Source organism: Frateuria sp. sgz306004 (genome assembly GCF_057750885.1).
In genome coordinates, this window is record NZ_JBYLFE010000007.1 from 178,445 (window position 1) to 204,145 (window position 25,701).

Below are 25,701 nucleotides of genomic sequence, written 5' to 3' on the forward strand. Positions count from 1 at the left end.
CCTGTACTTGCACCAGCGTGATGCTCGATTTGATCAGTCGATGTCGAGGAACGAACGCAGCTGTTCCGAACGGCTCGGGTGACGCAGCTTGCGCAGCGCCTTGGCCTCGATCTGACGGATGCGCTCGCGCGTCACGTCGAACTGCTTGCCCACTTCTTCCAGCGTGTGGTCGGTGTTCATATCGATGCCGAAGCGCATGCGCAGCACCTTGGCTTCCCTCGGGGTGAGGCCGGCCAGCACGTCGCGCACGGTTTCCATCAGGCCCGTTTCGGTGGCCGACTCGACCGGCGAGGACGCGTTGGTGTCCTCGATGAAGTCACCCAGATGCGAATCCTCGTCGTCGCCGATGGGGGTTTCCATCGAGATCGGTTCCTTCGCGATCTTCAGCACCTTGCGGATCTTGTCCTCAGGCATGTCCATTTCCTTGGCCAGCTCCTCCGGCGTCGGCTCGCGGCCGAACTGCTGAAGCATCTGGCGGGAAATGCGGTTCAACTTGTTGATCGTCTCGATCATGTGCACCGGAATACGAATGGTGCGCGCCTGGTCGGCGATCGAGCGGGTAATGGCCTGGCGGATCCACCACGTGGCGTACGTGGAGAACTTGTAGCCGCGGCGGTATTCGAACTTGTCCACGGCCTTCATCAGGCCGATGTTGCCTTCCTGGATGAGGTCCAGGAACTGCAGGCCGCGGTTGGTGTACTTCTTGGCGATGGAGATAACCAGGCGCAGGTTCGCCTCGACCATTTCCTTCTTGGCGCGGCGGGCCTTGGCCTCGCCGATCGACATCGTACGGTTGATTTCCTTGATGTCGGTCAGCGGCAGGAACAGCTTGCGTTCGATGGAGGCGAGCTTTTCCTGCTCGGCGTCGATCGCTTCCTTGTGCGGCTTGATGTTCGGCGACCACTTCTGGCGCTTGCGGCCCAGCTCGTTCGCCCACTCGAGGTTGCCCTCGTTGCTGGGGAACGTCTTGAGGAACTCGGCCTTGGGCATCTTCACGTGCTTGACGAAGATGTCCATCAGCACGCGCTCGTGATGACGGATGTCGTTCACCACCTCGCGCAGCTTGCGCACGAAGCCGTCGATCAGCGCGGACGGCAGCTTGAGCTTGAGGAACTCCTCTGCCATCTGGTCACGCAGCTTGGTGACCTTCTTGTCGTTGATGTCGGTGGCCTTGGCGGCCGACTTCTGGAACTTGCTGTAGTAGTCGCGCAGCAGCTCCATGCGACGCTTGACCTCTTCCGGGTCGGGACCGGCCGGGCCGGCATCCTCGTCCACGGAATCGTCTTCGTCTTCTTCCACTTCATCGTCGGAGTCGGCGACTTCTTCTTCGGCCAGGGCCTGAGCGGCGTCAGCCGCTTCTTCCAGGTCGGCGAAACCGGCCAGCACTTCGCTGAGGCGGCGCTTGCCGTCCAGGTGCTGGTCGTACTCTTCAAGCAACAGCTCGATGGTGAGCGGGAAGGTGGCGAGTGCGGTCTGCACCTGGCCCAGGCCTTCCTCGATGCGCTTGGCGATGGCGATTTCGCCCTCGCGGGTCAGCAGCTCGACCGTGCCCATCTCGCGCATGTACATGCGCACGGGGTCGGTGGTGCGGCCCACTTCGGAGTCCACGGCCGACAGCAGGGCCACGGCTTCTTCAGCGGCGGCCTCGTCGTCGGTGGTGCTGCCAGCGGCGGTGTCGGAGAGCGGGTCGGCGTCCGGTGCAGCGTCGTGCACCTCGATGCCGACGCCCTTGAGCACCGCCATGATGTCTTCGATCTGCTCCGGATCGACGATGTCGTCGGGCAGGTGGTCGTTGATTTCGGCGTAGGTCAGGTAGCCCTGCTCCAGACCCTTGGAGATGAGCGCCTTGATTTCAGACTGTTGCTCGGGAGCTTTGTTGTTCATACCTACCGCCGCTTGTGCCGGAACCGATCAGTATACCGATGTGGTGCTTTTTTGACCAGTTTTCAAGGAAGAAAAATGGGGATGGTCGCTACGCAAAAATCGCGCCAAATCGCCATCTTCGGTCGATTTTTCTGTGGGAATACTCGGCGCGCGCTTGTCTGCGCGGCTCAGGGCGTTTCCAGCCAGAAGGTGACCGGGCCGTCGTTGACCAGATGTACCTGCATATGGGCGCCGAAGCGGCCGATTTCCACCCTGGGGTGCGCCGCGCGGGCAAGTTCCACCAGGCGATCGAACCAGCGGCGCCCCTCTTCCGGGCTGGCTGCGCTGGTGAAGCTGGGGCGCATGCCCGAGCGGGTGTCGGCGGCCAGGGTGAACTGGCTTACCAGCAACAGCTCGCCACCGGTGTCGGCGAGGGAGCGGTTCATGCGGCCCTGGTCATCGGCGAAGACGCGATAGCCCAGCAGGCGCTCAAGCAGGCGGCGTGTACGGGCCTCGTCATCCCCCGGTTGCACGCCCACCAGGGCCAGCAGGCCCGGGCCGATCTGGCCGACGGTTTCGTGTTCGACATCGACGCGAGCGGATAGGACGCGCTGGATCAGGGCAATCATGGGGACCAAGGCAGTGGCGAGGGCGCCCAAGCTTAGGGCGTGGCTGCGGTGGGTGCCACGGAGGCCTAGCGCGCTGGTGCCACGCGGGCGGTTACACTGCGCGGCTCATGCGATTCGACATCACCCTCATCTACCTGCTGCTGCGCCTGGTCGGCAAACTGCCGCTGCGCACGCTGCATGGCATCGGCGCCGGCATTGGCCGCTTGTCGCTATGGCGGCGCAGCCGCACCGCGCACTTCACCTCGGTCAACCTGCGCATTGTGCGCCCGGGCCTGGACGAGGCTGCTCACGCCGCCCTGCTGCGCGAGACCATGGCCGAGAGCGGCAAGTCGGCGCTGGAGATCGCCAAGATCTGGGGCAACGATCCCGAGCGTGCGCTGGACCTGGTGCGCGAAGTGCGCGGCGAAGCGCTGTTCGACGCCGCCCTGGCATCCGGCAAGGGCGTGATCATCGCCGCCCCGCACCTGGGTTGCTGGGAGCTGCTCAACTACTGGCTGTGCCGCAAGACGCCGATGGCGATCCTGTATCGCCCGCCGCGCATCGCCGCGGTGGAAACGCTGCTGCGCAAGGTTCGTGGGGCGCTGGCGCCCGAGCAGGTGCGCGCCGAGGGCGCGGGCGTGCGCACGCTGTACAAGCGGCTGGCGGCGGGCGGCACGGTGGGCATCCTGCCCGACCAGAAGCCGCGTGCCGGCGAAGGCGAGTTCGCGCCTTTCTTCGGTCGCGATGCGTTGACCATGGTGCTGTTGCCGCGGCTGGCGGCCCGCACGGGCGCGACGGTGTTGTTTGCCTTCGCCGAGCGACTGCCGCACGGGGCCGGCTATCGCATCCATCTGCTGCCGGCGCCGGAAGCCCTGGCCGAGGCGGATCTCGCCGTGGCCTGCCGTGCGCTCAACCAGGGCGTGGAGCGCTGCGTGGAGTTGGCATTCGCGCAGTACCAGTGGCATTACAAGCGCTACACGGCGGACGATCGTCCGAGCCCGTACGACACCGAGAATCACTGAGCGCGTTGCTCGGAGCCTGTTGGCGACCTCTGCATAACCCTTCGCGGCCGGCGCGGGCCACACGGTCATCGTGAACGGGCGCTCAGGGCGCCGGTCGCTCCAGTCGGCGCAGGAACACGGTCATCTCCTTTTCCGCCTGCTTGTCGCCGCGCGCCTGCGCGGCGGCGATGCCATGCCGCCAGGCGTCGGCCGCGCCGGCCTGGTCTTCCAGCGTCAGGCAGGCCTTGCCCAGCAGCTTCCACGCGGCGGAATAGCCCGCATCGAAGGCCACTGCCTGGCGCAGTTCCTGCGCCGCGCCAGCCGGATCGCCCGCGGCGAGCAGCGCATTGCCCAGCGAAAAGCGCAGCAATGCGCCATCGCGGGGGCCGCCGCATTGGGCGCGCAGGTTGGCAATCAGGGCGTCGTTCATTGCAGGGCGCGGAAGCGCCACTCGTCCACCTGATACACCCGGGTCGGGTGCGGCGGTTCCGCCGGCACACGCCCGGCGCGCAATTCGGCCAGCGACTTGGCTGGCCAGATCACCACCCAGGTGGAGCGGAACGGCTGCACCAGCAGCGGGTAGCGCAGGTCGGTGGATTGGAGCTTCTCCGGGCGCGCGACGATCAGGCCGTCGGGATGCAGGCGCGCGAACTCCTGCAGGGAGTCGCCTTCGGCCAGGCGTTCCAGCGGATGCGTCAGGCGACCCTCGAAATGGAACTGGCCTTCGTAGTTGCCCAGATAGCCGATCGCGCGGCCCTCCGCATCGGCGGCGCTCAGCAGTCGTGCCGAGGGGCGCAGGTCGAAGTTCGGCCACATGGTGAGGGTGAACAAGGTGTTGAGCGCCAGCGTGCCCACCAGGCCGGCGAAGGCCAGCCGGCGCAGTTCGCCGCGACCGCGAAGCAACAGCAGCGCGCCCAGCAGCACGAACACCACGCTGAAGTAGCGGCTATAGCGCTGCGTGTTGTCGAACCATTCGCCGTGCAGGTCGTTGTGCGCCACCAGCACCGGCAGCACGAACAGGAACACGCCAAACAGGATGCCGCCGATGCCCAGCGGCCACGTGCCCAGCCATGGCGTATTGGCCAGGGTCGGACGGCGCTCGCGCAGCACGGCCACCGCACCGGCGATCAGCAGGGCGGCGCCCGCATACTCGGGCAGCGGGTAATACAGCTGCTTGCCGCTGATGAAGGAGAACGCCAGCATCACCGGCAGCACCCAGCACAGGGCAAAGCGCAAGCCGGCATCGAACGGGCGGCGCAGCGTGATCAGCGCGGCCCAGGCGCGCGGCCAGCCACTGAATGGGAACAGCAGCGCCGGGATCATCGGCAAGTACCACCAGAACGGACGGGCATGGTCGAATGCATCCACCACGCGGCCGGCAGTCTGGGTAAAGAACAGGCGCTGGCGATAGGCCTCGCCGCCAGCGAAGCCGGCGGGCAGCGCCCACGCCAGCAGCATCGCGCCGCCCAGCAACAGGGACAGCACGCCGCGCCCGTACCAGCGCGCTCGGTTGTCCCGGGCCCAATCGCTCCAAAGCGGGCCGAGCAGCCACGGGAAAGCCACGTGCAGGAACATCACCGGGCCCTTGGTGAGCAGGCCCAGACCCACGCACACCCCAAACAGCAACCAGCGTGGTTCGGCACGATCGCGGCGCGGAGTAAGCGCAAGCAGCGCCGCCAGCACCCATACGGCCAGCAGCACCTCGTACATGATCTGCAAGCCGAACAGGAAGGCGTAGCTCAGCGCCAGCAGCATCCACGGTGCGCCCTTGGCTACCCACGGCCGCTGCGGAAAGAGGCGCTGCGCGAGCAGCGAGAGCAGTACCAGTTCCGCGCCGCCGAAGATCACTTCCAGCATGCGTGGCCACACGTCGCTTACGCCGAACACCAGCCAGCCCGCGTGGATCAGCCAGAACAGCAGCGGTACTTTTTCGCTGTAGGGCTGGCCATTGATGTGCGGCACCAGCCACTGGTGGTGGTTCCACATTTCCCACGCCACGGCGAGCGTGCGGGTGGAATACAGCGGCATGGGGCCGTGCGAAAAGATCGCCAGCAAGGCCGCCGCGACCCATAGCGGGAGCCAGGGCCAGAGGGAGCGCAGGTGTTCGGAGCGGCTATAGCTGCTGGATGCCACGGGCAGTCTTCTTGGTGCGGTGGGCCAATTCTAGCCCGAGCCGGGCCCTGTCCACGTTGGCCTGTGGCGCAGCGGGCTTACCAGCCGGCCGGGCCCCAGTAGCCGATGCGCCGACGCAGCTTGAGTTTTCGCCAAAGATTCCAGGGTTTGCGGCGTCGGTTGCGGCCGCCGGCGGCAATGAAGGCGTCGATGGCCTGCAGGATGCGTTCGCTCGAGTGGCCGTCCCGGTAGGGGTGGATGGCATCGCCGTATTCGCGAATGGCTTGCATCAGCTCGGGTGGCCGGGCCAGCGCGCGCTCGATGGCGGGTTCGAACTGCGAGGCCTCGTCGATGTCGATCAACTGTGGCCCGGGGCGACGGTTCTTGAACGTCACCACTGGTTTGCCGGTGAGCAGGAACTCGTTGAGCGCCGAGGATGTGTCCGAGCACATCATGTCCACCTGGGGGAACAACTCCAGAATGTTGTCGTTTTCGGCGAACGTGAGGTACTCGTTCTGCAACGCCTTGTACTTGGCCGTGGTTTCCGGATTCATCTTCGGGTGGAAGGTGACGATCCAGCGCCAGCGGCCATCGCGCGAGAGCCGCTTGACCTCTTCGTACAGCGTTTCGGCGGCGCTCCACGACGGCGAAAAAGTCGAGTGGTAAAGGATCACGGGCGGCTGGCGCACCGGCGGCAGCGGACCGTGGATTTCCTTCATGAAGGGATCGAGCTTGGGGAAGCCCGTTTCCATCACGGCGAAGTGGCCCACGCGATCGGCGATTTCCTTGAACTTGGCGGTATCGCGCGGTCCAGTGGTGCAGTACAGGTCGAAGAAGCCACGCACGTAGATATGGCGCGGCTTGCCAGCGTCGAAGCCGTGGAAGGTTTCCACTTTCACGCCCGGGAAGAAGTGCGGCACGGCGTTGCTGGAGGTGATGACGGCGCGCGGTTTCCATGCGCGTACCTCCTGCACGGTGAGCAGGCGCTCGCCCTTGACCAGATCCTCGGCGCCCGGGCCGTCGAAGAACCAGGCGGCCTCGTCACCGCGGGCGCGGATGGCTTCCTGGATGGGGCGCAGGATGGCCAGCGCGTAGCGCTCGGAGCCGTAGAGAAGGTAATGCTGCTTGCTCATCGATCGATTCCGTGGCGGGTCAGGGCATCGGCCGCGCTTTGCACGGAGGCGGGGTTGTGCCGCATCTCGTAGTAGCGCATGCGCTTGTAGGCGGCATACGTGGCGGCGGTTTGCGCGATGGCGAAGCCGCGCCAGCCGTCCAGGAAGGCCAGCCGGAACAGGTAGTCCTTGACGAAGGCCAATAGGTACACGAACGGCGTTTGCCACATGCGCACGGGTTTGCCCTTGTCCAGCCAGTCGCGGCACTTGAGCTCCGCGTAGCGCAGCACCTTGATCTGCTTCTCGGGCAGGCTGGGGTTGTTCTCGTGATTAAACGGCGCCTTGAGCGTGACCGAGGGCCCGTCAAAGCGCAGCGATTCGTGCACGCGCGCATCGGTCCAGCGGGCGCGGTCGCGATGGAACAGACGCGCCATCTTCTCGCCCATGGCCGGCAGGTACCAGCGCATCGGCGCGCCCATGTAGATGGTCGCGCGACGCAGGAAGGCCGCGCATGTGTCGCTTGCCATCAACGCTGGCAGCCCCTGCTCCAGCTCGGCAGCCAGCGCCGGGGTGAGGTATTCGTCCGCGTCCAGCGCCAGGATCCATTCGTGGCTGCATTGGGTCGTGGCGAAGTTGCGTTGAGGGCCGAACCCAAGCCACGACTGATGCACCACGCGGGCGCCATGGGCCTGGGCGATGGCCACGGTGTCGTCGGTGCTGCCGCTGTCGATCACCAGCTTCTCGGCGGCGAACGGCACGCTGTCCAGGCATCGGGCAATGCTCTTCGCCTCGTTGTAGGTGATGACCACGAGGGTAAGGGGGTAGGTACGCATCCGCGCATGGTATCCCAAGTCATGCCGTGGGCCGCCGGCGGCGCTGGTGTCGCGCGGCGAAATGGCGTCTTCAGGTGGCTGCGGCTATTGTTGGCGGGCTTACCCGGCGCAACAGGCAGCCATGCTTCTTTCCGTAGTCGTACTCACTCACGAATGGCCGCAGGCGCTGGAACTGGCGCTGCGTTCGCTCGCACGCCAGCACTGTCCCTGGCCGTGGGAAGTGATCGTGACCGACGATGGCTCCGGGCCGGAAACCTTGGCGACCGTCCAGCGCGTGGCCGAGCATTTTCCCGTGCCGCTGCGTTATGTCTGGCAGCCGCATGAAGGCTTTCGCGCGGCGCGCGCACGCAATCGTGGCATCGCGGCGGCGGCGGGCGACTATGTGGTGCTGCTCGACGGCGACATGGTGCCGCAATCGGCCTTCCTGCAGGACCATGTGGCTTTCGCCAAGCCGCAGGCGTTCCTGCAGGGCGGGCGTGTGCTGCTCGACGAAGCGCGCACCCGCCACCTGATCGAGGCTGGCCGGTTGGACATCGGGCCGTGGTCGCTGGGCCTGGATCGTCGCAGCAAGGCGTTGCGCATGCCGTTGCTGGCGCGCTGGAAAGCGCGTCCGCGTCACGACCTCACCACCATCATGAGCTGCAACCAGTCGTACTGGCGCAAGGATCTGCTCGCGGTGAACGGCTTCGATGAGGCTATGGTCGGCTGGGGTTACGAGGACACCGAGCTGGCGGCACGTTGCCTGCACTACGGCCTTACCCGTTACAGCCTCAAGTTCTGCGCGATTGCGGCGCATCTGCATCATGCCTCGCGTGGCAACCTGGGCAGCGAGAATCCCGGCGAGGCACGCTTCGAGGCCACCCTGGCCAACAAGGTGGTGCGTTGCGAGCGTGGCATCGATGGACACCTGGCGACATTCGCCCAGCGCCCGGATGATCTGCGCCCCGCGCACCGGCAGGGAGCATGAGCGCCGTGCGCATCAGTGTCGTTGTCATCACCTACAACTGGCCCTCCGCGCTTGAGCTGGTGCTCAAGGCGCTGGCTCGCCAGAGCGAACTGCCCTACGAAGTCATCGTGACCGACGATGGCTCACGCCCCGATACGCGTGCGTTGCTTGAGCGACTGGCGGTGGATTACCCCTGTCGCCTGGTGCATGTGTGGCAGCCCGACGACGGTGCGCGCATGAGTCGGGCGCGCAATCGCGGCATTGCCGCCGCGCGTGGCGATTACATCGTGCTGCTCGACGGCGACATGGTGGCCGAGCGGCACTTCATCGCCGATCATTGCCGCTTTGCCCGCGCCGGCTGTTTCATCCAGGGCTCGCGGGTATTGCTGGATGAAGGCAATTCGCAGCGCCTGATGGATGAGGGCGAGACCGAGGTGGGCTTTTTCACGCCGGGCATCGAGCGTCGCCGCCACACCTTGCGCCTGCCCTGGCTGGCCGGGCTCTACGCCAAGCCGTCCCAGCGCACCAAGGGCATCAAGAGCTGCAACATGGCGTTCTGGCGCGAGGACCTGGTTCGCATCAATGGCTTCAATGAGGCCATGACCGGCTGGGGGCGCGAAGACCTGGAGCTGGCCATTCGCGGCCTGCATGCCGGCCTGCAGCGACGCGACGTGCGCTTCAGTGCCCTCGCCTGGCATCTGTTCCATCGTTCACGCAAGCACGATCGCCTGGACAACCCCAACGACGCCGTGGTGGACGCTACGCGCGCCACGCGCGCGGTGCGCTGCGCCTTGGGGCTTGATCAGCACCTGGCCGAATTCACCCAGGCGCCGCAGGCGCTGACCGAAGGTCAGTCCTCGCGCAAGAGCTGATCGATCGCCTCGCCAAGCCGTGCGGGGAACGTGCCCTGCACTTTCAGGAACCAGGCGCGGGCGTTGTCGCCCAATTGCTTGCGTTGATCCAAGGGCATGGCCACGGCCTGGGCGACAAGGCGCTCCAAGTCCTCGGTATCGAAGGCGTAACGGGTGGCCAACTGGCTATGGCCGCCTGGCGAAGCAGCCACCAGCATGCCGCGCTCGGAAGTGACCAGTTCGTTCATGGGTGGTGCATCGCAGGTGATCACGACGGCGCGGCAACTCATGGCCTCGACGATGTAGTGGCCCCAGCCTTCCGTTTCAGATAGGCACAGATGGAACGCGTGGCTGTTCTGTAGCGTGCGTAACGTCTCGCTCGACAGATGCTCGATGCGATGGCGGATATTCGGTGCTACGACCGCTCGCGCCGGGTCAGCCGCCTCGGGTGACTGGAGCACGGTGAGTACGGGCCACTCCGGGTGGCGACGCCATACGTCGAGCAAACGTTCGGTGCCCTTCATGGTGCTGGCGCCGGCCACATGAAGAAAGCCATCGTGCTTGGCAACGTTGGCGTCCAGCCGATCGCAGCTGGTGAAACCGATTGGCACAACACGTTTTGCGATGGGCGCGAACAGGTGGGCGCTGATGGCGGTCTTGGTAAGCACCGCGTCATAGCGTTGCAGGAAGCGCTGGCTCCCGGGTGGGAACCACTCGGGGTTAGGGATGATCAAGTTGCGTCGCGCCAGCCCGAAAAAGCGAGGGCGAACTGTCTCAAGGGCAATGTTGGCGTCATAGCGGTGCGGTGAGCGTCCCAGGGAGCATGCCCAGCGCCACCACAGACGCAGTCGCTGTCCCACAGCACGCCACCTTCCGTCCTGCCAACGAGGTCCCAGCCGCGTGACGTGCACGTCGTGGCCCTGCGCGAGCAGGGCGTCCTGGACCAGGCGCAGGTCATGGCTCAATCCACGCTGGTTGTCCCATACAAGCAGGTGGATGGCTGCCATGTACTACCGCGCGCCGGGCAGGGAAGCGTCGATGCGGCCGGACTGCCGGTAGGCGATGCTCAACATCAGCCCAAGCACGAAGAACATATAGATGGACTGCGGCATGGGGCGATAGAACACGTTATCGGTCAGGGCGCACAAAGCATAGAGCAAGACGATCGCCGCGCCTGCGCTGGCCTGGGTCGCGATCTGCTCGTGGTCGTCGTTACTGCGACGCAGGAAAAACACCAGCGGCAGTACGAAGATCAGAACGATGGTGATGCCGCCGGCGATGCCCAGCGTAGACAGTGCTTCCAGATACTCGCTATGCGGGTGCTGGTACTTGGCAATGCTTTCGTTGGCCTTGCCCAAGGCCACCTGGGCCTGGGAGTAGTTGCCGAACTGGTTCACTCCCACGCCGCTCCACGGATGCTCCTGGAAGGCGCGCCAAGCTGTACGCCACATCTCCAATCGCTCCCGCACCGCACCGGTGGCACTACGGGGGCTATAGGTGACCACCTCGGCATGCACTTCCAGAAAGCGTTCGCGGATCTTGTCGTTGAGTGACAGCGAGCCGCCACCGATGATTAACAGCGTGGCGGCCACGGCACCCGCTGTGAGGGACCACGTGCGGTGGCGGCGGAAGTGCAGCGAGAGCACCAACACCAACGCCACGGCAAAGGCCAACAATGGCCCTCGGCTCTGGGTGAGTACGGCGCCGTAAAAGCCCACCGTCGCAGCCACGCCATGAAACAGCCGCAGCGGAGCGGCAGCCGTGCGACGCATGAGCTGGATCACGGCGAACAGCGCCATCGCCAGCATCACCATGGCGTACTCGATCGAGCCCCAATCCTTACCGTTGAGGCCGTAAGGACGCTCGATACCTTGCAAGTAGTGCTGCCACAAGCTCGCGCCGCCGAGCAGGAGCAGGGTCGCACTCACTACCGCCCAGAACAGGTGCTCCTTCCAGGGGCGCGCGAACAAGGCGCCGACGACGACGAACAACAGGATCTGCGATGGCAAGTCAGCCTGTTTCCAGCTCAGGTGGTGCAGCCGGATATTGACCAGGTTGATCACCAGGTGAAGCAGGAATACACCCACGATCAAACCTACCGCGCGATAGGTGCGTCGTGTGTCTGCGCGGGTGATCAGGGTAGCGATGCCCCACAGGAACGCCGCCCCCACCAGCACGGTCTTGGACTCGTACGGAGTGGTAAAGCAGAACGGCAGGGCGGACAACAGGGCGGCGACGATCCAGTCGCTGTAATTGCCTGACTTGTTAGGGACGTCGGACATCGAACCAGTCATTCAAGGATTCTTTTCACGGCCAGCGGGGCATGTTGCCTCCAGGAGGGGACGGCCGGCGAGAGCATAAGGCAAGCGCATCGCATGATCTGACGGTTAGGTCGAATGTCTGAAGCGCCGTTCATCTAGCCCGAATAGAGCCCTTAGTCATCCGGGCTATTGGCTGGTACGCGATCCACGGTCTCATCCGGCAGGCAACCCGGCACCACCGCATCGGCCTTGAACAACCACCACTCGCGGCGGTTGGCATGCCCCAAGCTGATCGCCTTGTTGCGGTCCACACACTGGGCCATCACCGGGTCGAGCGCGAACAGCCAGCGATGCGCCGGATCTTGCGCCTGCCAGGCGACGGCGGCGGCGTACTGGTCGTGCCATGGGCGAGTGAAGCCGAAATCCACCGCGGGCCGGTCGAGCATCAAGAGGTTCTGCTCCTTCCAGGCGACCATACCCAACTGGTCGCCAGGGGCGAGTCGCTCGCGCACTTCGGCCATCAACCCTGCCGACGAGCTGGAATTGTTGAGAATGGGGTAGGCCCACAGGCTCCACACCAGCCACATGGCGGCCATGCCGCCCGCCACTGCCGCAACGGCACGTCGCACGCGCAGGGCGGCGATCAGCGCCAACTGGATGGCGCCAATGGTGACGAACATCAGCCACAGCGCATGGCCGCCATCTTCGAAACCTCGCGCGGTGGCGAACTCGCTGGCGAACTTGGGATGGGCCAGCAGCGCCGCGCCACCCACGGCCAGCATGGCGCCGCCCATCACGCCGATGAAGGCGAGCCCGGCGACGCGCAGCCAACGCTTGGTCAGTAGCTCTTCCAGATACGGGGCAGTGATCAGCGCCAGCATCGGCAGCGCCGGCATGATGTAGACGTCGCGCTTGCCCTTGGGGACGGAGAAGAACACCAGCAGCAGCACGATCCAGCCAAGCGGCAGCAGGATGCGCGCATCCTTGGCCTTGAGAGCACGCCACCAACGCGGCAGCGTGCCCGGGTAGGTCAGCGACAGCGGCAGCCAGGTGAACAACACGATGGGCACGTAGTAGTACACCGGATGGTGGTGATCCCACGATTTGCTGTAGCGGCCGGCGGTCTGGTGGAACAGGATGTCGTTGACGTAGGCGGCATAGGCGGGGTCATGGGCATGTGCTTTGGCGCTCAGCAACATCGGCACCAGCCACAGCGCCATCGCTACGCCAAGCGCCACCAGGCCCAGCAACCAGCGCCACCAACTGCCCGGCCCCGGTCGGCTGACGCCATGCCATTGGCCATACAGAGCCACGACGTAAGGCAGCAACAACAGCAGCGCCAGCACGCCAACGCCCTTGGTAATGACGCCCAGGCCCGCGCAGAAACAGCCGAACCAGTACGCCCGCCAGTTCGGTCCCTTCAGTAGATGAACCAACAAGCCCCAGTTGGCGGCGGTGATGTAGCCCAGCACCAGCGGATCAATCTGTGCCCGTTTGGTCTGGTAGATGAACTGGAAGGTGATCAGGAGTGCCGAGGCCGCATACAGGCCGACCTGTCGGTTCCACAGGCGACGACCCAGGTCGTAGACCAGCGCCAGACAGGCCAACGCAGAGAGCAGCGAAGGCAGCAGGAAGGCGATGCGCCAGCTACCCACCAGCAGATAGCTGGCGGCCTCCAGCCAGAACAGCATGGGCGGCTTGTCCGAATACAACTCGCTGCCGCGATGCGGGAACAGCCATTCGCCGCTCTCCACCATTTGCTTGGCGGCCAGGGCGAAGCGAGGTTCGTCCGAGGGCCACGGGTCGCGCAGACCCATGCCGGCGCCGATTACCACCAGGGCGATGAGCATCAGTAGCCAGAAACGGCGTCGTTCCTGGGTGGTGGCGGGAGCGGCTGCAAGCATGCGTGGTTTCCGGGGCGGCAGGGCCGCATCGCAAAGAATGTTCACGGTCCGCGCGCCCCCCGCACTCGGACCACCTCGGTGGCGCCTACGCGCGCAGGGCGTCAGGCCTTTTCAAGGACGGCATAGTACATGCCGTCCAGGTCACCATCGCCGGGCAACACTTGCCAGCCCACAACTGCCGCCCGGCCGGCCGGTAGGTCCAGCGGCAGCGCGCGGGCATCGGGCTGCGTGGCCAACCACTCATCGACCACTTCGTCGTTCTCCGCGCGCAGCAGCGAGCAGGTGATGTAGAGCAGGCGTCCGCCCGGCGCCAGCAACGGCCACAAGGCGGTAAGGATGCGACGCTGCTGCGCCACCAGCGGGGCGATGTCGCTTTCGCGGCGGTGCAGGCGCACGTCGGGGCGGCGGCGCAACACGCCGGTGGCCGAACACGGCGCATCGATGAGGATGCGATCAAATGGCTTGCCATCCCACCAGCGGGCGGGCTCGCCGGCATCGCCGATCACCAGGTTTGCCTGCAGGCCCAGGCGCTCCAGGTTCTGGCTGATGCGCTGGGCACGCTTGGCGTCGAACTCCAGCGCGGTGAGGTCGAGATGGGCGCGCTCGAGCAAGTGGCACGCCTTGCCACCCGGCGCCGCACAGGCATCGAGCACGCGCAGGCCATCGTGCACCTGAGCCAGGTCGGCGGCGATCTGGGCCGCGCCGTCCTGGACGGCAAACTCGCCTGCGGCAAAGCCCGGCATGCGGGTCACGTCGCTGCTGTGCGGCAACACGATGGCGTCGCCCAGCCAGGGGTGGGGCGACGCCTCGTAGCCACCGGCGCGCAGGCGTTCGATCAAGTCGTCCCGCTGGGCGCGTCGATGATTCACCCGCAACATCAGGGGTGGCTCGCGGTTGTCGGCGGCCATGACGGCGTCGGCCTGCGCGGGCCAGTCGCGTGCCAGAGACTTGGCCAGCCAGGCCGGGTGCGCGTGACGGGTCTGGGGCTTGGCGTCGAGCGCGACCAGCAGGCCCTCGCGCTCGCGCTGCCAGCGCCGCAGTACGGCATTGACCAAGCCGGCCAGTCGCGGTCGTTGCAGCGCGCGTGCCGCCTGCACGGTGGCCGCCACGGCGGCGTAATCGGGCAACTGCAGAATCTCCAGTTGCACCAGGCCCAGCACCAGCAGGGCGTGGATGGCCGGCTCCTTCTGGCGCAGTGGCTTCTCCAGCAGGCGATCGAGCGCAGGGTCGAATCGCAGCCACCAGCGCGCGCCATCGCTAAGCAAGGCCATCAGCAGCGCGCGGTCGCGTGCGTCGGGAAGGCGTGGCGCGTAACGTTCCATGGCGTCGCGCAACGACGCGCCGCGCAGGGCGACTTCGGCGAGGGCTTGGGCAGCAAGGGCGCGGGTGTCGTTCATGGGCGGGCCATCGTAGAGGGGAGCGGATCGCGGGTGGGTGACGGCGCCGTCTTTGGCGCGACCCGCGATTTACCTGGCTTTGAGGGCGTTGACGTAATCGGCGGCGCTGATGCGCTTGCCGCCGGCACGCTGCAGGGCGGTGATGCGCAGGGCGCCTTCGCCACAGGCCACGTCGAGGCCATCGCGGCTCATGCCCAGAAGGCTTCCGGGGGCGGCATCGCCGGGCGCGGGCACCGCGTGGGCGGCCCAGATGCGCAACATCTCGCCACCCACCTCGCCTTCCGCTACCGGCCACGGATCGAAGGCGCGCACCTTGCGCGCCAGTTCTTCCGCAGGGCGGCTGAAGTCGAGTCGCGCTTCGGCCTTGTCCAGCTTGTGCGCGTAGATGACGCCTTCGTCCGGCTGCGTGCGGGCGGCGAGGGTTTCACCGGCCATCACGCGCGCCAGGCCTTCGGCCAGCACCTCGGCACCCAGCGCAGACAGGCGATCGTGCAGCGAGCCGCCGGTGTCCTCGGGGCTGATCGGCGTGCGTCGCTCCAGCAGCACGGGGCCGGTGTCCAGGCCCGCTTCCATCTGCATCAGGTCGACGCCGCTCTCGGCATCGCCCGCGAGAATGGCGCGCTGGATCGGCGCGGCGCCGCGCCAGCGCGGCAGCAGGCTGGCGTGCACGTTCCAGCAGCCCAGGCGCGGGGTCGCCAACACCTTGCGCGGCAGGATCAGGCCATAGGCCACCACCACCATCAGGTCGGGCGCATACGCCGTCAGTGCCGCGCGCGCTTCCGGCGATTTCAGCGACTCGGGCTGTTCCACGGCAATGCCAGCCTCAAGCGCGGCCTGCTTCACCGGGCTGGGGGTGAGCTTGCGGCCGCGACCGGCGGGCCGGTCCGGCTGCGTGTAGACGGCCACTACCTCGGCGCCGCTCGCGCGGCAGGCTTGCAGGCAGGGGACGGAGAATTCGGGGGTGCCCGCGAAAACGACGCGGAGCTTCAAGCGCTGGCTGCCTGTTTGCGTTGCTTGTCCAGGCGCTTGAGCAGCATGGAGCGCTTGAGTGGCGACAGGTAGTCGACGAACACCTTGCCGGCCAGGTGATCCATCTCGTGCTGGATGCACACGGCGAGCGGGCCCTCGAATTCGCGCACGACTTCGTTGCCGTCCACGTCGTGGGCCTTCACCTTAACCTTGAGCGCACGCGTCACGTCGGCGTAGATGCCGGGGAAGGACAGGCAGCCTTCCTGGTATACCTGGGCGCCGTCCTTTTCGATGATCTGGGCGTTGATCAGCGCCAGCGGCTCGTTGCGCTCGTCGCTCATGTCCGCCACCAGCACCTGCTGGTGTACGTTCACCTGGGTGGCGGCCAGCCCCACGCCGTTGGCGGCATACATGGTTTCGAACATGTCGGCCACAAACTGCTTGAGTTCGGCATCGAACACGCGCACAGGCTCGGCCTTGGTGCGCAGGCGGGGGTCGGGAAATTCGAGAATGGTCAGAACGGACATGGCTTTACCTCAGCGCCAAACTGCGGGCGAATCGGTGAAAACCAAGCCCGGGCGCGATCTAGAATAGGCCTTATTGTACGCCGCCAAGCCCCCGTCTGGCATGCCGTTTTGCCAACTGTGGCTGGTTGCGTGAACAAGTGGTTCGGTTACACTCGCCCGAGCGTCGGGGGATGGGGGATTCCCGTTTATGATCAGAAAGTCCATTGGGCTGCTGGCCGGCATGCTGGTCACAGTGGCTGTCTATGCTGCGGGCGCGCAATTGCGGGCCGATCACCCCGATACCTATACGGTGCGCAAGGGCGACACGCTCTGGGCGATCTCGGCTCGTTTCCTGTCCAAGCCCTGGCTCTGGCCAGAAATCTGGCAGGCCAACCCGCAGGTGCAGAACCCGCACCTGATCTATCCGGGTGACGTGCTCAATCTTTCCTTCATCAATGGTCCGCGCCTGGGGCTGCAGCCGCGCGTGCGCGCCGAGGGTGAGCCGGTTCCGGCCGTTCCGTTGTCGGCGCTGCGCATCTTCCTCAAGGAAATGCGCGTGCTCGACACCAAGCAGGTCAAGTCGCTGCCCTACGTAGTGGGCTTCGAGGAGGCCGACCTGCGCGGCACCGTGGGCCGCAATGTCTACGCCCGCAACCTGCAGGCCGAGCCTGGCCAGCGCTTTGCGATCGTTCGTCCCACCCAGACCTTCCGCAACTTCAACGGCAAGGCCGGGCGCGACAATGGCGCCGACCTGGTCGCGCATCCGCTCGACAGCGACGTGTCGATGACGCGCACGCCGTGGAAGGAAGAAACCCGCAACGACGGCCACTATGGCTACGGTGAAGACATCGGCACCGAGGTCACCGTGATTGGCACCGCCGAAGTGCTGCGCACCGGCGACCCGACCACCCTGCTCCTGCTCGACTCCACCATGGAGATCCGCAAGGGCGACCGCTTCCTGCCGATCGACGACAAGCCCTACGACGCCTACTACTACCCGCATGCGCCCAAGTCGGTGCCGGGCAATGCGCGCGTGATCGCGTTTGCCGACGCCTACGACGCGGTCGGTCGCCTGCAGGTGGTCGCGCTCAACATCGGCTCGCAGGATGGCGTGGAGAACGGCCAGACCTACTCCATCTTCCAGCCGGGCGAGACCATTCCCGACGACGTGGCCAGCAACAGCTGGGATCGCGGCACCTCCAAGCGGGTCACCTTGCCGCAGGAGTTCGTCGGCCACGTGATGGTGTTCCGCACCTTCGACCGGGTGAGCTACGGCTTGATCATGGACGGCCTGCGTCCAGTGCATAAGCACGACAAGCTCGAACTGCCTGAGTAAATCCAGCGGTACCTGACGACACGACGGCGCGGTCTCTACCGCGCCGTTTTCGTTGGAGCAACGCCTAGGCTTGGGGCATGAGCGACACCACGCGCTACCGCTCCTGGATGTGCCTGCTACGAACTCCTGGCCTGGGGCCGGCCGGGTTGCGTGAGCTGCTGAACTCGCACGACGGCGATGCCGATGCCGGCTGGGCGGCCCTGTGTGCCGGGTCTATGCGCTTGCCAGCCGCCGCGCGCGACTGGATGCGACGACCCGATGAGGCGCGCATCGCCGCCGACCTGGAATGGCTGCATGCCCAGGATCATCGGCTGCTGCTGTACACCGACGAGGACTTTCCGCCCCTGCTGGAGGCTATCCAGCAGCCGCCAGCGGCCTTGTTCGTGGTGGGCGACGCCAGCCTGCTACTGCACCCGCAGCTCGCCATCGTGGGCGCCCGCGCGGCCAGCCTGGGCGGTTGCGCTCACGCACGGGCGTTTGCCCTGGCCCTGGGCCAGGCCGGTTTCGTCATTGCCAGCGGCATGGCCGACGGTATCGACGGGGCGGCCCATCGGGCCGTAATGGAAGCGGGCTTCCCCACGGTGGCCGTGATTGGTACCGGGCCGGACCGGGTCTATCCCCGCAAACACCACGAACTGGCCCGCCGCATTGCCGCGCAGGGGGCGATGGTGAGCGAGTTTCCGCCGGGCACGGCGGCCCGGGCGGACCATTTCCCCCGCCGCAACCGGCTGCTGGCGGGGCTGGCGCTGGGCACCCTGGTGATCGAGGCTGGACTGCAATCGGGCTCCCTGATCACCGCGCGCCTGGCGGCCGAATCTGGCCGCGAGGTGTTCGCCTTGCCCGGTTCCATTCATAATCCGCTCGCGCAAGGGTGTCATCGTCTCATTCGCGATGGCGCCCGGCTGGTGGAAACCGCCAGCGAAATCGTGGAGGTACTGACGCCAGCGGCTCTTGCGCTGGGGCGTGAGCTGGCTTGCCGGCTTGCGGCCCCGGTCGCTCCAGCCGGCTCCCTGGGCGCCGATATCGAGCCTGCGGCTCTGGCTTTGCTGGATCTTCTGGGCGACCGCTGGATGACCTTGGACGAGCTGGCGGTGGCCGCGGGTCAGACGGTGGCCGCCTTGGCTCCGGCCTTGCTCATGCTGGAGCTGGCGGGCAGGGTCGAGGCCTTGCCCGGCAACCGTTATCAGCGTCTGCAGCCCTAGGCCAAAGTCGACCTGAGACGCGGTTTCACATGGTCGAGCTTGACGGCGTTGAGCCGCCATGCCTTTAACTAGATATATAGCGGCCAGGCCCAACGGGGCGCGGCCATAGATGGCGGATAACAAGCTTCATGGCAAAAAACCTGCTTATCGTCGAGTCGCCGGCCAAGGCCAAGACGATCAACAAATACCTCGGCAAGGACTTTCAGGTCCTGGCGTCGTACGGTCACGTGCGTGACCTCAAGCCCAAGGAGGGCGCGGTCGACCCCGACCACGGCTTCGCCATGGCCTACGAGGTGATCGATCGCAACGAGAAGCACGTCGACGCCATCGCCAAGGCGGCCAAGGTGGCCGACGACATCTACCTCGCGACCGACTTGGATCGCGAAGGTGAAGCCATTTCCTGGCACATCAGCGAGATCCTCAAGGAGCGCGGCCTCACCAGCGGCAAGCAGCTGCACCGTGTGGTGTTCTCCGAGATCACGCCCAAGGCCATCAAGGCGGCTGTGGCCAGTCCGCGCCAGCTGTCGCTGGACATGGTGGATGCGCAGCAGGCGCGTCGCGCGCTGGATTACCTGGTGGGCTTCAACCTGTCGCCGGTGCTCTGGCGCAAGGTGCAGCGCGGCCTGTCCGCCGGCCGCGTGCAGTCGCCCGCCTTGCGCATGATCGTGGAGCGCGAGGAAGAGATCGAAGCTTTCGTCGCCCGCGAGTACTGGACCATCGAGGCCGCGCTGCGCCATCCGGAAGGCGACTTCTCGGCGCGCCTCACCAAGCTCAACGGCAAGAAGTTCGAGCAGTTCGACCTCACCAACGAACACGATGCGCTGGCCGCCCGCCATGCGCTGAAGGAGGCCGCGCACGGCCACCTCACTGTCAGCGACGTCAGCAGTAAGGAACGCAAGCGCCGTCCGGCGCCGCCGTTCACCACCTCCACGTTGCAGCAGGAAGCGGCGCGCAAGCTCGGCTTCTCCACCAGCCGTACCATGAAGGTGGCGCAGGGCCTGTACGAAGGCGTTTCGCTGGGCACTGAAGGTAACGTCGGCCTGATCACCTACATGCGTACCGACTCCGTGGCGCTGTCCGAAGACGCCGTGGTCGAGCTGCGCCAGCTGATCGCGCGCGACTACGGCAACAAAGCGTTGCCGGACCACGCGCAGGTCTACAAGTCCAAGTCCAAGAACGCGCAGGAAGCGCACGAGGCCGTTCGCCCGACCTCGGCCATGCGCACGCCGCGCGAAGTCGCCTCGTTCCTCAACGACGAGCAGCGCAAGCTTTACGAACTGATCTGGAAGCGTACCGTCGCCTGCCAGATGATCCACGCGACCATGAACACGGTGTCGGTGGATTTCAACGTGCCGCACGTCAAGGGCGGCGACGCGGCGTTCCGTTCCACCGGCACCACGGTGGTCGATCCGGGCTTCCTCGCCGTGTACGAGGAAGGCCGCGACCAGAAAACCGCCGAGGACGACGACGAGGGCCGCCGCCTGCCCAAGCTCGACGTGGGTGAGCGCGTGGCGCTGCAGGATATTTCCGCCGACCAGCACTTCACCGAGCCGCCGCCGCGCTACTCCGAAGCGAGCCTGGTGAAGGCGCTGGAAGAGCACGGCATCGGTCGCCCGTCGACCTACGCCAGCATCATCCAGGTGCTGCTCAACCGCGAATACGTGTTCCTGGACAGCCGCCGCTTCAAGCCCACCGACGTGGGCCGCGCGGTGAGCAAGTTCCTTACCCAGCACTTCACCCGCTACGTGGACTACGACTTCACCGCCAAGCTCGAAGACGAGCTGGATGCGGTGAGCCGCGGTGAGGAAGCCTGGGTGCCGCTGATGGAGCGCTTCTGGGTGCCCTTCAAGCAGCAGGTGGAAGAGAAAACCGAATCGGTCGATCGCAGCGAAGCCACGGGCGCGCGCGAGCTGGGCAGCGATCCCAAGAGCGGCAAGCCGGTGTCGGTGCGCCTGGGTCGCTACGGGCCATACGCGCAGATCGGCGACAAGGACACGGACGAAAAACTGCAATTTGCCAGCCTGCGTCCGGGCCAGAGCATGCACACCATCACGCTGGAAGATGCGCTGGAGCTGTTCAAGCTGCCGCGCAAGCTCGGCACCGCCGAGAACGGCGACGAGGTGTCGGTGGGCGTGGGCCGCTTCGGGCCGTTCGTGAAGCAGGGCAGCACCTATGCCTCGCTCAAGGCAGAGGACGACCCGTACACCATCGAGCTGCCGCGCGCCCTGCAGATCGTGCAGGAAAAGCTGGAGATGATCGCCAACCGCATCATCAAGGACTTCGGCAACGGCGTGCAGGTGCTCAACGGCCGCTTTGGCCCATACATCACCGACGGTGACAAGAACGCGCGCATACCCAAGGATCAGGACCCCAAGGAACTGACCGAGGCGCAGTGCGTGGAGTTGCTGGCGGCGGCGCCGGCCAAGAAGGGGCGTGGCGCGTTCAAGAAGGCCGCGGCCAAGAAGGCGGCGACCGAGAAGAAGCCTGCCGCCAAGAAGGCTGCCGCGAGCAAGACCGCCACGACCAAGACGGCGGCCAAGAAGACCCCAGCCAAGAAGGCGACGGCCAAGAAAACCGCGACCAAGAGCGCGGCGACTAAGAAGGCCGCCACCAAGAAGGCTGCGGCCAAGAAGCCCAAGGCCGACGCCTAAGTGAGCGAGCGTTTCACCCTCGCCCAGCTCGATGCCGCCGCCGCCCTGCTCAAACGGGGCGGCGTGCTGGCCTATCCCACCGAGGCCGTGTTCGGCCTGGGTTGCGATCCGCATGATCCGGTCGCCTTCGAGCGGCTGTTCGCGCTCAAGCAGCGCCCACCCACCCAGGGCGTGCTGCTGATCGCCGCCGACTTCGCCCAGGTGGAGCGCTATATCGACCTGGCGGCCGTACCCGCCGAGGCTTTGGCGGCGGTCAAGGCCAGCTGGCCCGGCCCCAACACCTGGATCTTCCCGCGCTCGTCGCAGGTTCCCGCGTGGGTGGCTGGTGCGCATGCCGGCATTGCGCTGCGCATTACTGCGCATGCGCCGGCAGCGGCCCTTTGCAACGCCTTTGGCGGCGCGCTGGTGTCCACCAGTGCCAACCCCCACGGTGAGCCCTCAGCGCGCTCTGCAGACACCGTGCAGGCATATTTCGGGGCGGCGCTGGATGGCCTGCTGGACGCCCCCCTGGGTGACCAGGAGCGGCCCTCCGTCATCCGTGACGTGCTTTCGGGCGCTATCATCCGCGCCTGAGCGAGTCCCTCGGCGGCGCGGTTGGCCGCACGGGATGCGCCGAAGCCTGGCGCCCACCTCAGGGGAGGAGTTGGATGAACGGCTTCCACACGCCATGCGGCCCCGGTAGGGGCCGATTCAGTGGCTGCCGTGAGGATGGGGCCTCGCGGAACACCGTTTCCCATGTCCGCACGTCGAACCGGCACGGCCGGCCGGCGACCGGTGCAGCGTATCTGTGGAGAGCTTTTTGGCCAGCGTTTTCGACAACTTCCTGCAGCAACAAGCCGGCCTCGAGCTGCCCTTGCTGGCGGCTGGCGACCTGCAACGCACCCTGGTGTGGCGCCGCGACGAGCCAGTGAGCGCGGCGCGCTTCCTCGCGCACGTGCAGGCCGTGGCCGAGCAGTTGCCGCCCGCGTCCTGCGCCGTGAACCTGTGCGAGGACCGCTACGCCTTCCTGGTTGCCTTCTGCGCCATCGCCCTGCGCGGGCAGGCCAACCTGCTGCCCTCTTCGCGCGCGCCCCAAGCCGTGGCCGAGGTGATGGCCGCCCACCCGGGCGCCTACGCGGTCGGTGAATCCCAGCCGGAGCTCGCACCCCCGCACTTTCGCCACCTTCCCGCCTTGCTCCATGTGCCGGAGGTGGCGGAGGCGGGCCCGGTGCCGCGGTTGCCGGCCGACCAGATCGTGGCCATCGGTTACACCTCCGGCTCTACTGGCGTGCCCAAGGGCAACGCCAAGAGCTGGGGCAGTTTCCACGCCAGCAACGCCGGCAACCTGCGCATGCTGCACGCTCGCGTGGGGCGCGGCTTTCAGGTGGTCGCCACGGTGCCGCCGCAGCACATGTACGGCATGGAGATGTCCGTGCTGCTGCCGCTGCTCGACGAGGTGGCGGTGCATGCGGGTCGGCCTTTCTTTCCTGCGGATGTCGCCGCCGCGCTGGCCCAGGTGCCGGCGCCACGCGTGCTGGTCAGCACGCCGGTGCACCTGCGTGCGTTGATCGAGTCGGGGATCACGCTGCCGCCGATCGCCGCCATGGTGTCGGCGACCGCACCGTTGTCTCCGGAGCTGGCGCAGGCCGCCGAGGCCGCCTTCCACGCACCGTTGCTCGAAGTGTTCGGCTCCACCGAAACCTGCGTGGTGGCCAGCCGCCGTGCTGCCGCCGACGAGCCATGGACGTTGTACCAAGGCGTGGAGCTGCATCCGCAGCCGGACGGCACCCAGGTCCGCGCACCGCAGCTGGATGAGCCCATTACCCTGGCCGACCTGGTTGCGTTACAGGACGAAGGGCGCCGCTTTCGCCTGTGTGGCCGCCATGCGGACCTGCTCGACATTGCCGGCAAGCGTGCCTCCCTGGGGGACCTGACGCGGCGCCTGCTGGCTATCCCTGGCGTTGAGGATGGCGTGATGCTGCAACTGGACGGCGCGGAGGGCCTGGGCGTACAGCGGGTGGCCGCGCTCGCAGTAGCCCCGACCATGTCGGAGGCGGACATTCTCGAAGCCTTGCGCCAGGCAGTAGACCCGGTGTTCCTGCCGCGTCCGCTCAAGCGGGTGGCGGCGCTACCGCGCAACGAAACCGGCAAGCTGCCACGCGCCGCCCTGCTCGCCTTGTTGGATGGCCGCACCTGATCGCCGCCTCGCGCTGCGCGGCCGGCGGGCTGCCTCTACAATGACGGGCTGCGCCAGCCTCCGGCGCATTCCCCTGCAGTGGAGCAAGCATGAAAGTCCTGGTGATCGGCAGCGGCGCGCGCGAACACGCGCTGGCGTGGAAGCTCAAGCAATCCCCCCGCGTAAGCGAAGTAATCGTGGCCCCCGGCAACGCTGGCACCGCGCATGAAAAGGGCGTGCGCAACGCCGACGTGGCGGTAACCGACCTGGACGGCCTGCTCAAGCTGGCCAAGGACGAAAAGATCGCGCTGACCGTGGTCGGCCCCGAAGTGCCGCTGGTGGCCGGCGTGGTGGACAAGTTCCGTGCCGCCAACCTGCGTTGCTTTGGTCCGCGCGCGGTCGCCGCACAGCTGGAGGGCTCCAAGGCGTTCGCCAAGGACTTCCTGCTACGCCACAACATTCCCACCGCGCGCTATGCGGTGTTCACCGAGCTTCAACCTGCACTGGCCTATGTGCGCGAGCACGGTGCGCCCATCGTGATCAAGGCCGATGGCCTGGCTGCCGGCAAGGGTGTGGTGGTGGCGCTCACGTTGGCCGATGCCGAGCAGGCACTGCACGACATGCTCGGTGCGCACGCCTTTGGCGATGCCTCCGCGCGCGTGGTGATTGAGGAGTTCCTCGATGGTGAGGAAGCCAGCTACATCGTGATGAGCGACGGCCAGCACGCACTGCCGATGGCCAGCAGCCAGGACCACAAGCGCCGTGACGAAGGTGACCTGGGCCCCAACACGGGCGGCATGGGCGCGTACTCGCCCGCGCCGGTGGTCACGCCCGAGGTGGAAAAGCGCATCCTCAAGGAAGTGATCGAACCTACCTTGCGCGGCATGGCGATGGAGGGCGCGCCCTTCATCGGCTTCCTCTACGCCGGCTTGATGATCGACAAGAGCGGCACGCCCAAGGTCATCGAATTCAACGTGCGTTTCGGCGATCCGGAAACGCAGCCCATCATGCTACGTCTGAAGTCCGACCTGGTGGACCTGATCGAGGCCGCGCTGGACGGCGAACTGCACCACACCCAGGCGCAGTGGGATGCGCGCCCCTCGCTGGGCGTGGTGATGGCAGCCGGTGGCTACCCGGGCAAGGTGCGCAGCGGTGACGTGATCAACGGCCTGGACAGCGATTTCGGCCCCGACACCAAGGTGTTCCACGCCGGCACGGCGCTGGACGCGCAGGGGCGCGCCGTCACGGCCGGTGGCCGCGTGCTCACCGTATGCGCCCTGGGCAAGGACATCGCGGTGGCTCGCGAGAACGCTTATGCCGCCGTCGGCAAGATTCACTACGACGGCGCGTTCTGCCGCCGCGATATCGCGCATCGCGCGCTGCATCGTCGCTGATCGATCAGGCCGGGTTCGTCGCTTCCGCGTGCATGGCACCGGGAGCGACGCCTCCACGCGCGGGCTTCAGCCAGGAATATCCGGCTCCACCAGCTGAGCCAGGTGCACCAGCGATTCCTGCCAGCCGAGATAGCACTGCTCGGTGGGAATCACCGCAGGAATGCCTTCCTGCACGATGCTGAGCTCGGTGCCACAAGAGACCGGTTTCAGAGTGACCGTGGTGATCATTTCGCCCGGCAGGTTCGCATCGTCGAAATGGCCGCTGTAGCGGATGCGCTCATGCGGCACCAGCTCGTGATAGGTGCCGCCGAACGCATGCGTGTGCCCGCTGGTGAAGTTGGTGAACGACATGCGATAGCTGCCGCCGACCTTGGCGTCCAGTTGCTGTACACGGCCGGTGAAGCCGTGCGGCGGCAACCAGCGGGCCATGGCATCTGCGTCGAGAAAGGCGCGATAGATCTTCGCGGGCGTGCTGCGCAGTACGCGGTGCAGCTTGACGGTGCCGGTGGTCATCGGTGCATCTCCTAGAAAGGCTTGATGGCGCAGGGGTTAGCCCCGTGCCCATTCAGTCGACGAACCTCACCGCGTGATTTCGACAGG

Annotated in this window: 22 protein-coding genes; 9 read left to right on the plus strand and 13 right to left on the minus strand. The window is 66.4% G+C overall.

Annotated features, from left to right (window positions below):
• Positions 1–33 precede the first annotated feature (33 nt).
• Both rpoD and dtd read right to left on the minus strand, forming a co-directional pair.
• Positions 34–1,884, minus strand: coding sequence for an RNA polymerase sigma factor RpoD (rpoD, locus tag AC3G2C_RS16000; protein WP_488385626.1), 1,851 nt, complete (start codon positions 1,882–1,884; stop codon positions 34–36).
• Positions 1,885–2,051: 167 nt separating this feature from the next.
• Complete coding sequence (gene dtd / locus AC3G2C_RS16005) at positions 2,052–2,492, minus strand: D-aminoacyl-tRNA deacylase (protein ID WP_488385627.1); 441 nt, start codon at positions 2,490–2,492, stop codon at positions 2,052–2,054.
• Positions 2,493–2,599: 107 nt separating this feature from the next.
• Here dtd and AC3G2C_RS16010 point away from each other — a divergent pair, with 107 nt between their 5' ends.
• Entirely contained in the window at positions 2,600–3,493 is an 894-nt protein-coding gene (locus tag AC3G2C_RS16010; protein ID WP_488385628.1) for an LpxL/LpxP family acyltransferase, read from the plus strand.
• Positions 3,494–3,575: 82 nt separating this feature from the next.
• Here AC3G2C_RS16010 and AC3G2C_RS16015 read toward each other — a convergent pair whose 3' ends face one another.
• From AC3G2C_RS16015 to AC3G2C_RS16030, 4 genes are all read right to left on the minus strand, one after another.
• Complete coding sequence (locus tag AC3G2C_RS16015) at positions 3,576–3,902, minus strand: tetratricopeptide repeat protein (protein WP_488385629.1); 327 nt, start codon at positions 3,900–3,902, stop codon at positions 3,576–3,578.
• Positions 3,899–5,605, minus strand: coding sequence for an ArnT family glycosyltransferase (locus AC3G2C_RS16020; RefSeq protein ID WP_488385630.1), 1,707 nt, complete (start codon positions 5,603–5,605; stop codon positions 3,899–3,901). Before AC3G2C_RS16020 ends, AC3G2C_RS16015 begins: the two co-directional genes overlap by 4 nt.
• A 77-nt stretch (positions 5,606–5,682) precedes the next feature.
• Complete coding sequence (locus tag AC3G2C_RS16025; protein ID WP_488385631.1) at positions 5,683–6,717, minus strand: CDP-glycerol glycerophosphotransferase family protein; 1,035 nt, start codon at positions 6,715–6,717, stop codon at positions 5,683–5,685.
• On the minus strand, positions 6,714–7,529 hold the full coding sequence (locus AC3G2C_RS16030) for a glycosyltransferase family 2 protein (protein WP_488385632.1): 816 nt from the start codon (positions 7,527–7,529) through the stop codon (positions 6,714–6,716). The genes AC3G2C_RS16025 and AC3G2C_RS16030 overlap by 4 nt, the downstream gene beginning before the upstream one ends.
• 121 nt (positions 7,530–7,650) lie before the next feature.
• Here AC3G2C_RS16030 and AC3G2C_RS16035 point away from each other — a divergent pair, with 121 nt between their 5' ends.
• Positions 7,651–8,496, plus strand: coding sequence for a glycosyltransferase family 2 protein (locus AC3G2C_RS16035; protein WP_488385633.1), 846 nt, complete (start codon positions 7,651–7,653; stop codon positions 8,494–8,496).
• On the plus strand, positions 8,493–9,347 hold the full coding sequence (locus tag AC3G2C_RS16040) for a glycosyltransferase family 2 protein (RefSeq protein WP_488385634.1): 855 nt from the start codon (positions 8,493–8,495) through the stop codon (positions 9,345–9,347). The genes AC3G2C_RS16035 and AC3G2C_RS16040 overlap by 4 nt, the downstream gene beginning before the upstream one ends.
• Here AC3G2C_RS16040 and AC3G2C_RS16045 read toward each other — a convergent pair.
• The 6 genes from AC3G2C_RS16045 to def form a co-directional block, all read right to left on the minus strand.
• Entirely contained in the window at positions 9,326–10,333 is a 1,008-nt protein-coding gene (locus tag AC3G2C_RS16045) for a glycosyltransferase (protein WP_488385635.1), read from the minus strand. The genes AC3G2C_RS16040 and AC3G2C_RS16045 overlap by 22 nt on opposite strands.
• A 3-nt stretch (positions 10,334–10,336) precedes the next feature.
• The gene (locus AC3G2C_RS16050; protein ID WP_488385636.1) at positions 10,337–11,608 is read right to left on the minus strand and encodes an O-antigen ligase family protein; all 1,272 of its coding nucleotides are present in this window, start codon (positions 11,606–11,608) and stop codon (positions 10,337–10,339) included.
• Positions 11,609–11,760: 152 nt separating this feature from the next.
• Positions 11,761–13,491, minus strand: a complete 1,731-nt coding sequence (locus tag AC3G2C_RS16055) for an ArnT family glycosyltransferase (protein WP_488385637.1) — start codon at positions 13,489–13,491, stop codon at positions 11,761–11,763.
• Between the two features lie 101 nt (positions 13,492–13,592).
• Complete coding sequence (gene rsmB, locus AC3G2C_RS16060) at positions 13,593–14,888, minus strand: 16S rRNA (cytosine(967)-C(5))-methyltransferase RsmB (RefSeq protein ID WP_488385638.1); 1,296 nt, start codon at positions 14,886–14,888, stop codon at positions 13,593–13,595.
• Positions 14,889–14,957: 69 nt separating this feature from the next.
• A complete protein-coding gene (fmt, locus tag AC3G2C_RS16065; protein WP_488385639.1) occupies positions 14,958–15,878 on the minus strand; it encodes a methionyl-tRNA formyltransferase in 921 nt (306 codons plus the stop codon).
• Positions 15,875–16,384, minus strand: coding sequence for a peptide deformylase (gene def / locus AC3G2C_RS16070; protein WP_488385640.1), 510 nt, complete (start codon positions 16,382–16,384; stop codon positions 15,875–15,877). The genes fmt and def overlap by 4 nt, the downstream gene beginning before the upstream one ends.
• Positions 16,385–16,571: 187 nt before the next feature.
• On the opposite strand from def, the gene AC3G2C_RS16075 reads away from it, so the two are divergent.
• The 6 genes from AC3G2C_RS16075 (at position 16,572) to purD (ending at position 25,101) form a co-directional block, all read left to right on the plus strand.
• Positions 16,572–17,699: a LysM peptidoglycan-binding domain-containing protein gene (locus AC3G2C_RS16075; protein ID WP_488385641.1), complete on the plus strand. Its 1,128-nt coding sequence runs from the start codon at positions 16,572–16,574 to the stop codon at positions 17,697–17,699.
• A 77-nt stretch (positions 17,700–17,776) separates the two neighbouring features.
• On the plus strand, positions 17,777–18,901 hold the full coding sequence (gene dprA / locus AC3G2C_RS16080; protein WP_488385642.1) for a DNA-processing protein DprA: 1,125 nt from the start codon (positions 17,777–17,779) through the stop codon (positions 18,899–18,901).
• Positions 18,902–19,029: 128 nt separating this feature from the next.
• Positions 19,030–21,552, plus strand: a complete 2,523-nt coding sequence (locus AC3G2C_RS16085; protein ID WP_488385643.1) for a DNA topoisomerase I — start codon at positions 19,030–19,032, stop codon at positions 21,550–21,552.
• A complete protein-coding gene (gene tsaC, locus AC3G2C_RS16090; RefSeq protein WP_488385644.1) occupies positions 21,553–22,125 on the plus strand; it encodes an L-threonylcarbamoyladenylate synthase type 1 TsaC in 573 nt (190 codons plus the stop codon).
• Between the two features lie 226 nt (positions 22,126–22,351).
• A complete protein-coding gene (locus AC3G2C_RS16095; RefSeq protein WP_488385645.1) occupies positions 22,352–23,728 on the plus strand; it encodes an AMP-binding protein in 1,377 nt (458 codons plus the stop codon).
• 89 nt (positions 23,729–23,817) lie between these two features.
• A complete protein-coding gene (gene purD, locus AC3G2C_RS16100; protein ID WP_488385646.1) occupies positions 23,818–25,101 on the plus strand; it encodes a phosphoribosylamine--glycine ligase in 1,284 nt (427 codons plus the stop codon).
• A gap of 66 nt (positions 25,102–25,167) precedes the next feature.
• On the opposite strand, the gene AC3G2C_RS16105 is transcribed toward purD, so the two are convergent.
• Positions 25,168–25,614, minus strand: coding sequence for an SRPBCC family protein (locus AC3G2C_RS16105; RefSeq protein WP_488385647.1), 447 nt, complete (start codon positions 25,612–25,614; stop codon positions 25,168–25,170).
• Positions 25,615–25,701: the final 87 nt, after the last annotated feature.

What these genes read in the sequence shown, in the direction of transcription:
- AC3G2C_RS16075 (WP_488385641.1), top strand. Translation starts at nt 16,572, where the DNA reads ATGATCAGAAAGTCCATTGGGCTGCTGGCCGGCATGCTGGTCACAGTG.
- AC3G2C_RS16045 (WP_488385635.1), bottom strand. Translation starts at nt 10,333, where the DNA reads ATGGCAGCCATCCACCTGCTTGTATGGGACAACCAGCGTGGATTGAGC.
- rpoD (WP_488385626.1), bottom strand. Translation starts at nt 1,884, where the DNA reads ATGAACAACAAAGCTCCCGAGCAACAGTCTGAAATCAAGGCGCTCATC.
- AC3G2C_RS16030 (WP_488385632.1), bottom strand. Translation starts at nt 7,529, where the DNA reads ATGCGTACCTACCCCCTTACCCTCGTGGTCATCACCTACAACGAGGCG.
- rsmB (WP_488385638.1), bottom strand. Translation starts at nt 14,888, where the DNA reads ATGAACGACACCCGCGCCCTTGCTGCCCAAGCCCTCGCCGAAGTCGCC.
- AC3G2C_RS16105 (WP_488385647.1), bottom strand. Translation starts at nt 25,614, where the DNA reads ATGACCACCGGCACCGTCAAGCTGCACCGCGTACTGCGCAGCACGCCC.
- dprA (WP_488385642.1), top strand. Translation starts at nt 17,777, where the DNA reads ATGAGCGACACCACGCGCTACCGCTCCTGGATGTGCCTGCTACGAACT.
- AC3G2C_RS16055 (WP_488385637.1), bottom strand. Translation starts at nt 13,491, where the DNA reads ATGCTTGCAGCCGCTCCCGCCACCACCCAGGAACGACGCCGTTTCTGG.
- dtd (WP_488385627.1), bottom strand. Translation starts at nt 2,492, where the DNA reads ATGATTGCCCTGATCCAGCGCGTCCTATCCGCTCGCGTCGATGTCGAA.
- AC3G2C_RS16040 (WP_488385634.1), top strand. Translation starts at nt 8,493, where the DNA reads ATGAGCGCCGTGCGCATCAGTGTCGTTGTCATCACCTACAACTGGCCC.
- purD (WP_488385646.1), top strand. Translation starts at nt 23,818, where the DNA reads ATGAAAGTCCTGGTGATCGGCAGCGGCGCGCGCGAACACGCGCTGGCG.
- AC3G2C_RS16015 (WP_488385629.1), bottom strand. Translation starts at nt 3,902, where the DNA reads ATGAACGACGCCCTGATTGCCAACCTGCGCGCCCAATGCGGCGGCCCC.
- AC3G2C_RS16050 (WP_488385636.1), bottom strand. Translation starts at nt 11,608, where the DNA reads ATGTCCGACGTCCCTAACAAGTCAGGCAATTACAGCGACTGGATCGTC.
- AC3G2C_RS16035 (WP_488385633.1), top strand. Translation starts at nt 7,651, where the DNA reads ATGCTTCTTTCCGTAGTCGTACTCACTCACGAATGGCCGCAGGCGCTG.
- AC3G2C_RS16025 (WP_488385631.1), bottom strand. Translation starts at nt 6,717, where the DNA reads ATGAGCAAGCAGCATTACCTTCTCTACGGCTCCGAGCGCTACGCGCTG.
- def (WP_488385640.1), bottom strand. Translation starts at nt 16,384, where the DNA reads ATGTCCGTTCTGACCATTCTCGAATTTCCCGACCCCCGCCTGCGCACC.
- AC3G2C_RS16010 (WP_488385628.1), top strand. Translation starts at nt 2,600, where the DNA reads ATGCGATTCGACATCACCCTCATCTACCTGCTGCTGCGCCTGGTCGGC.
- AC3G2C_RS16085 (WP_488385643.1), top strand. Translation starts at nt 19,030, where the DNA reads ATGGCAAAAAACCTGCTTATCGTCGAGTCGCCGGCCAAGGCCAAGACG.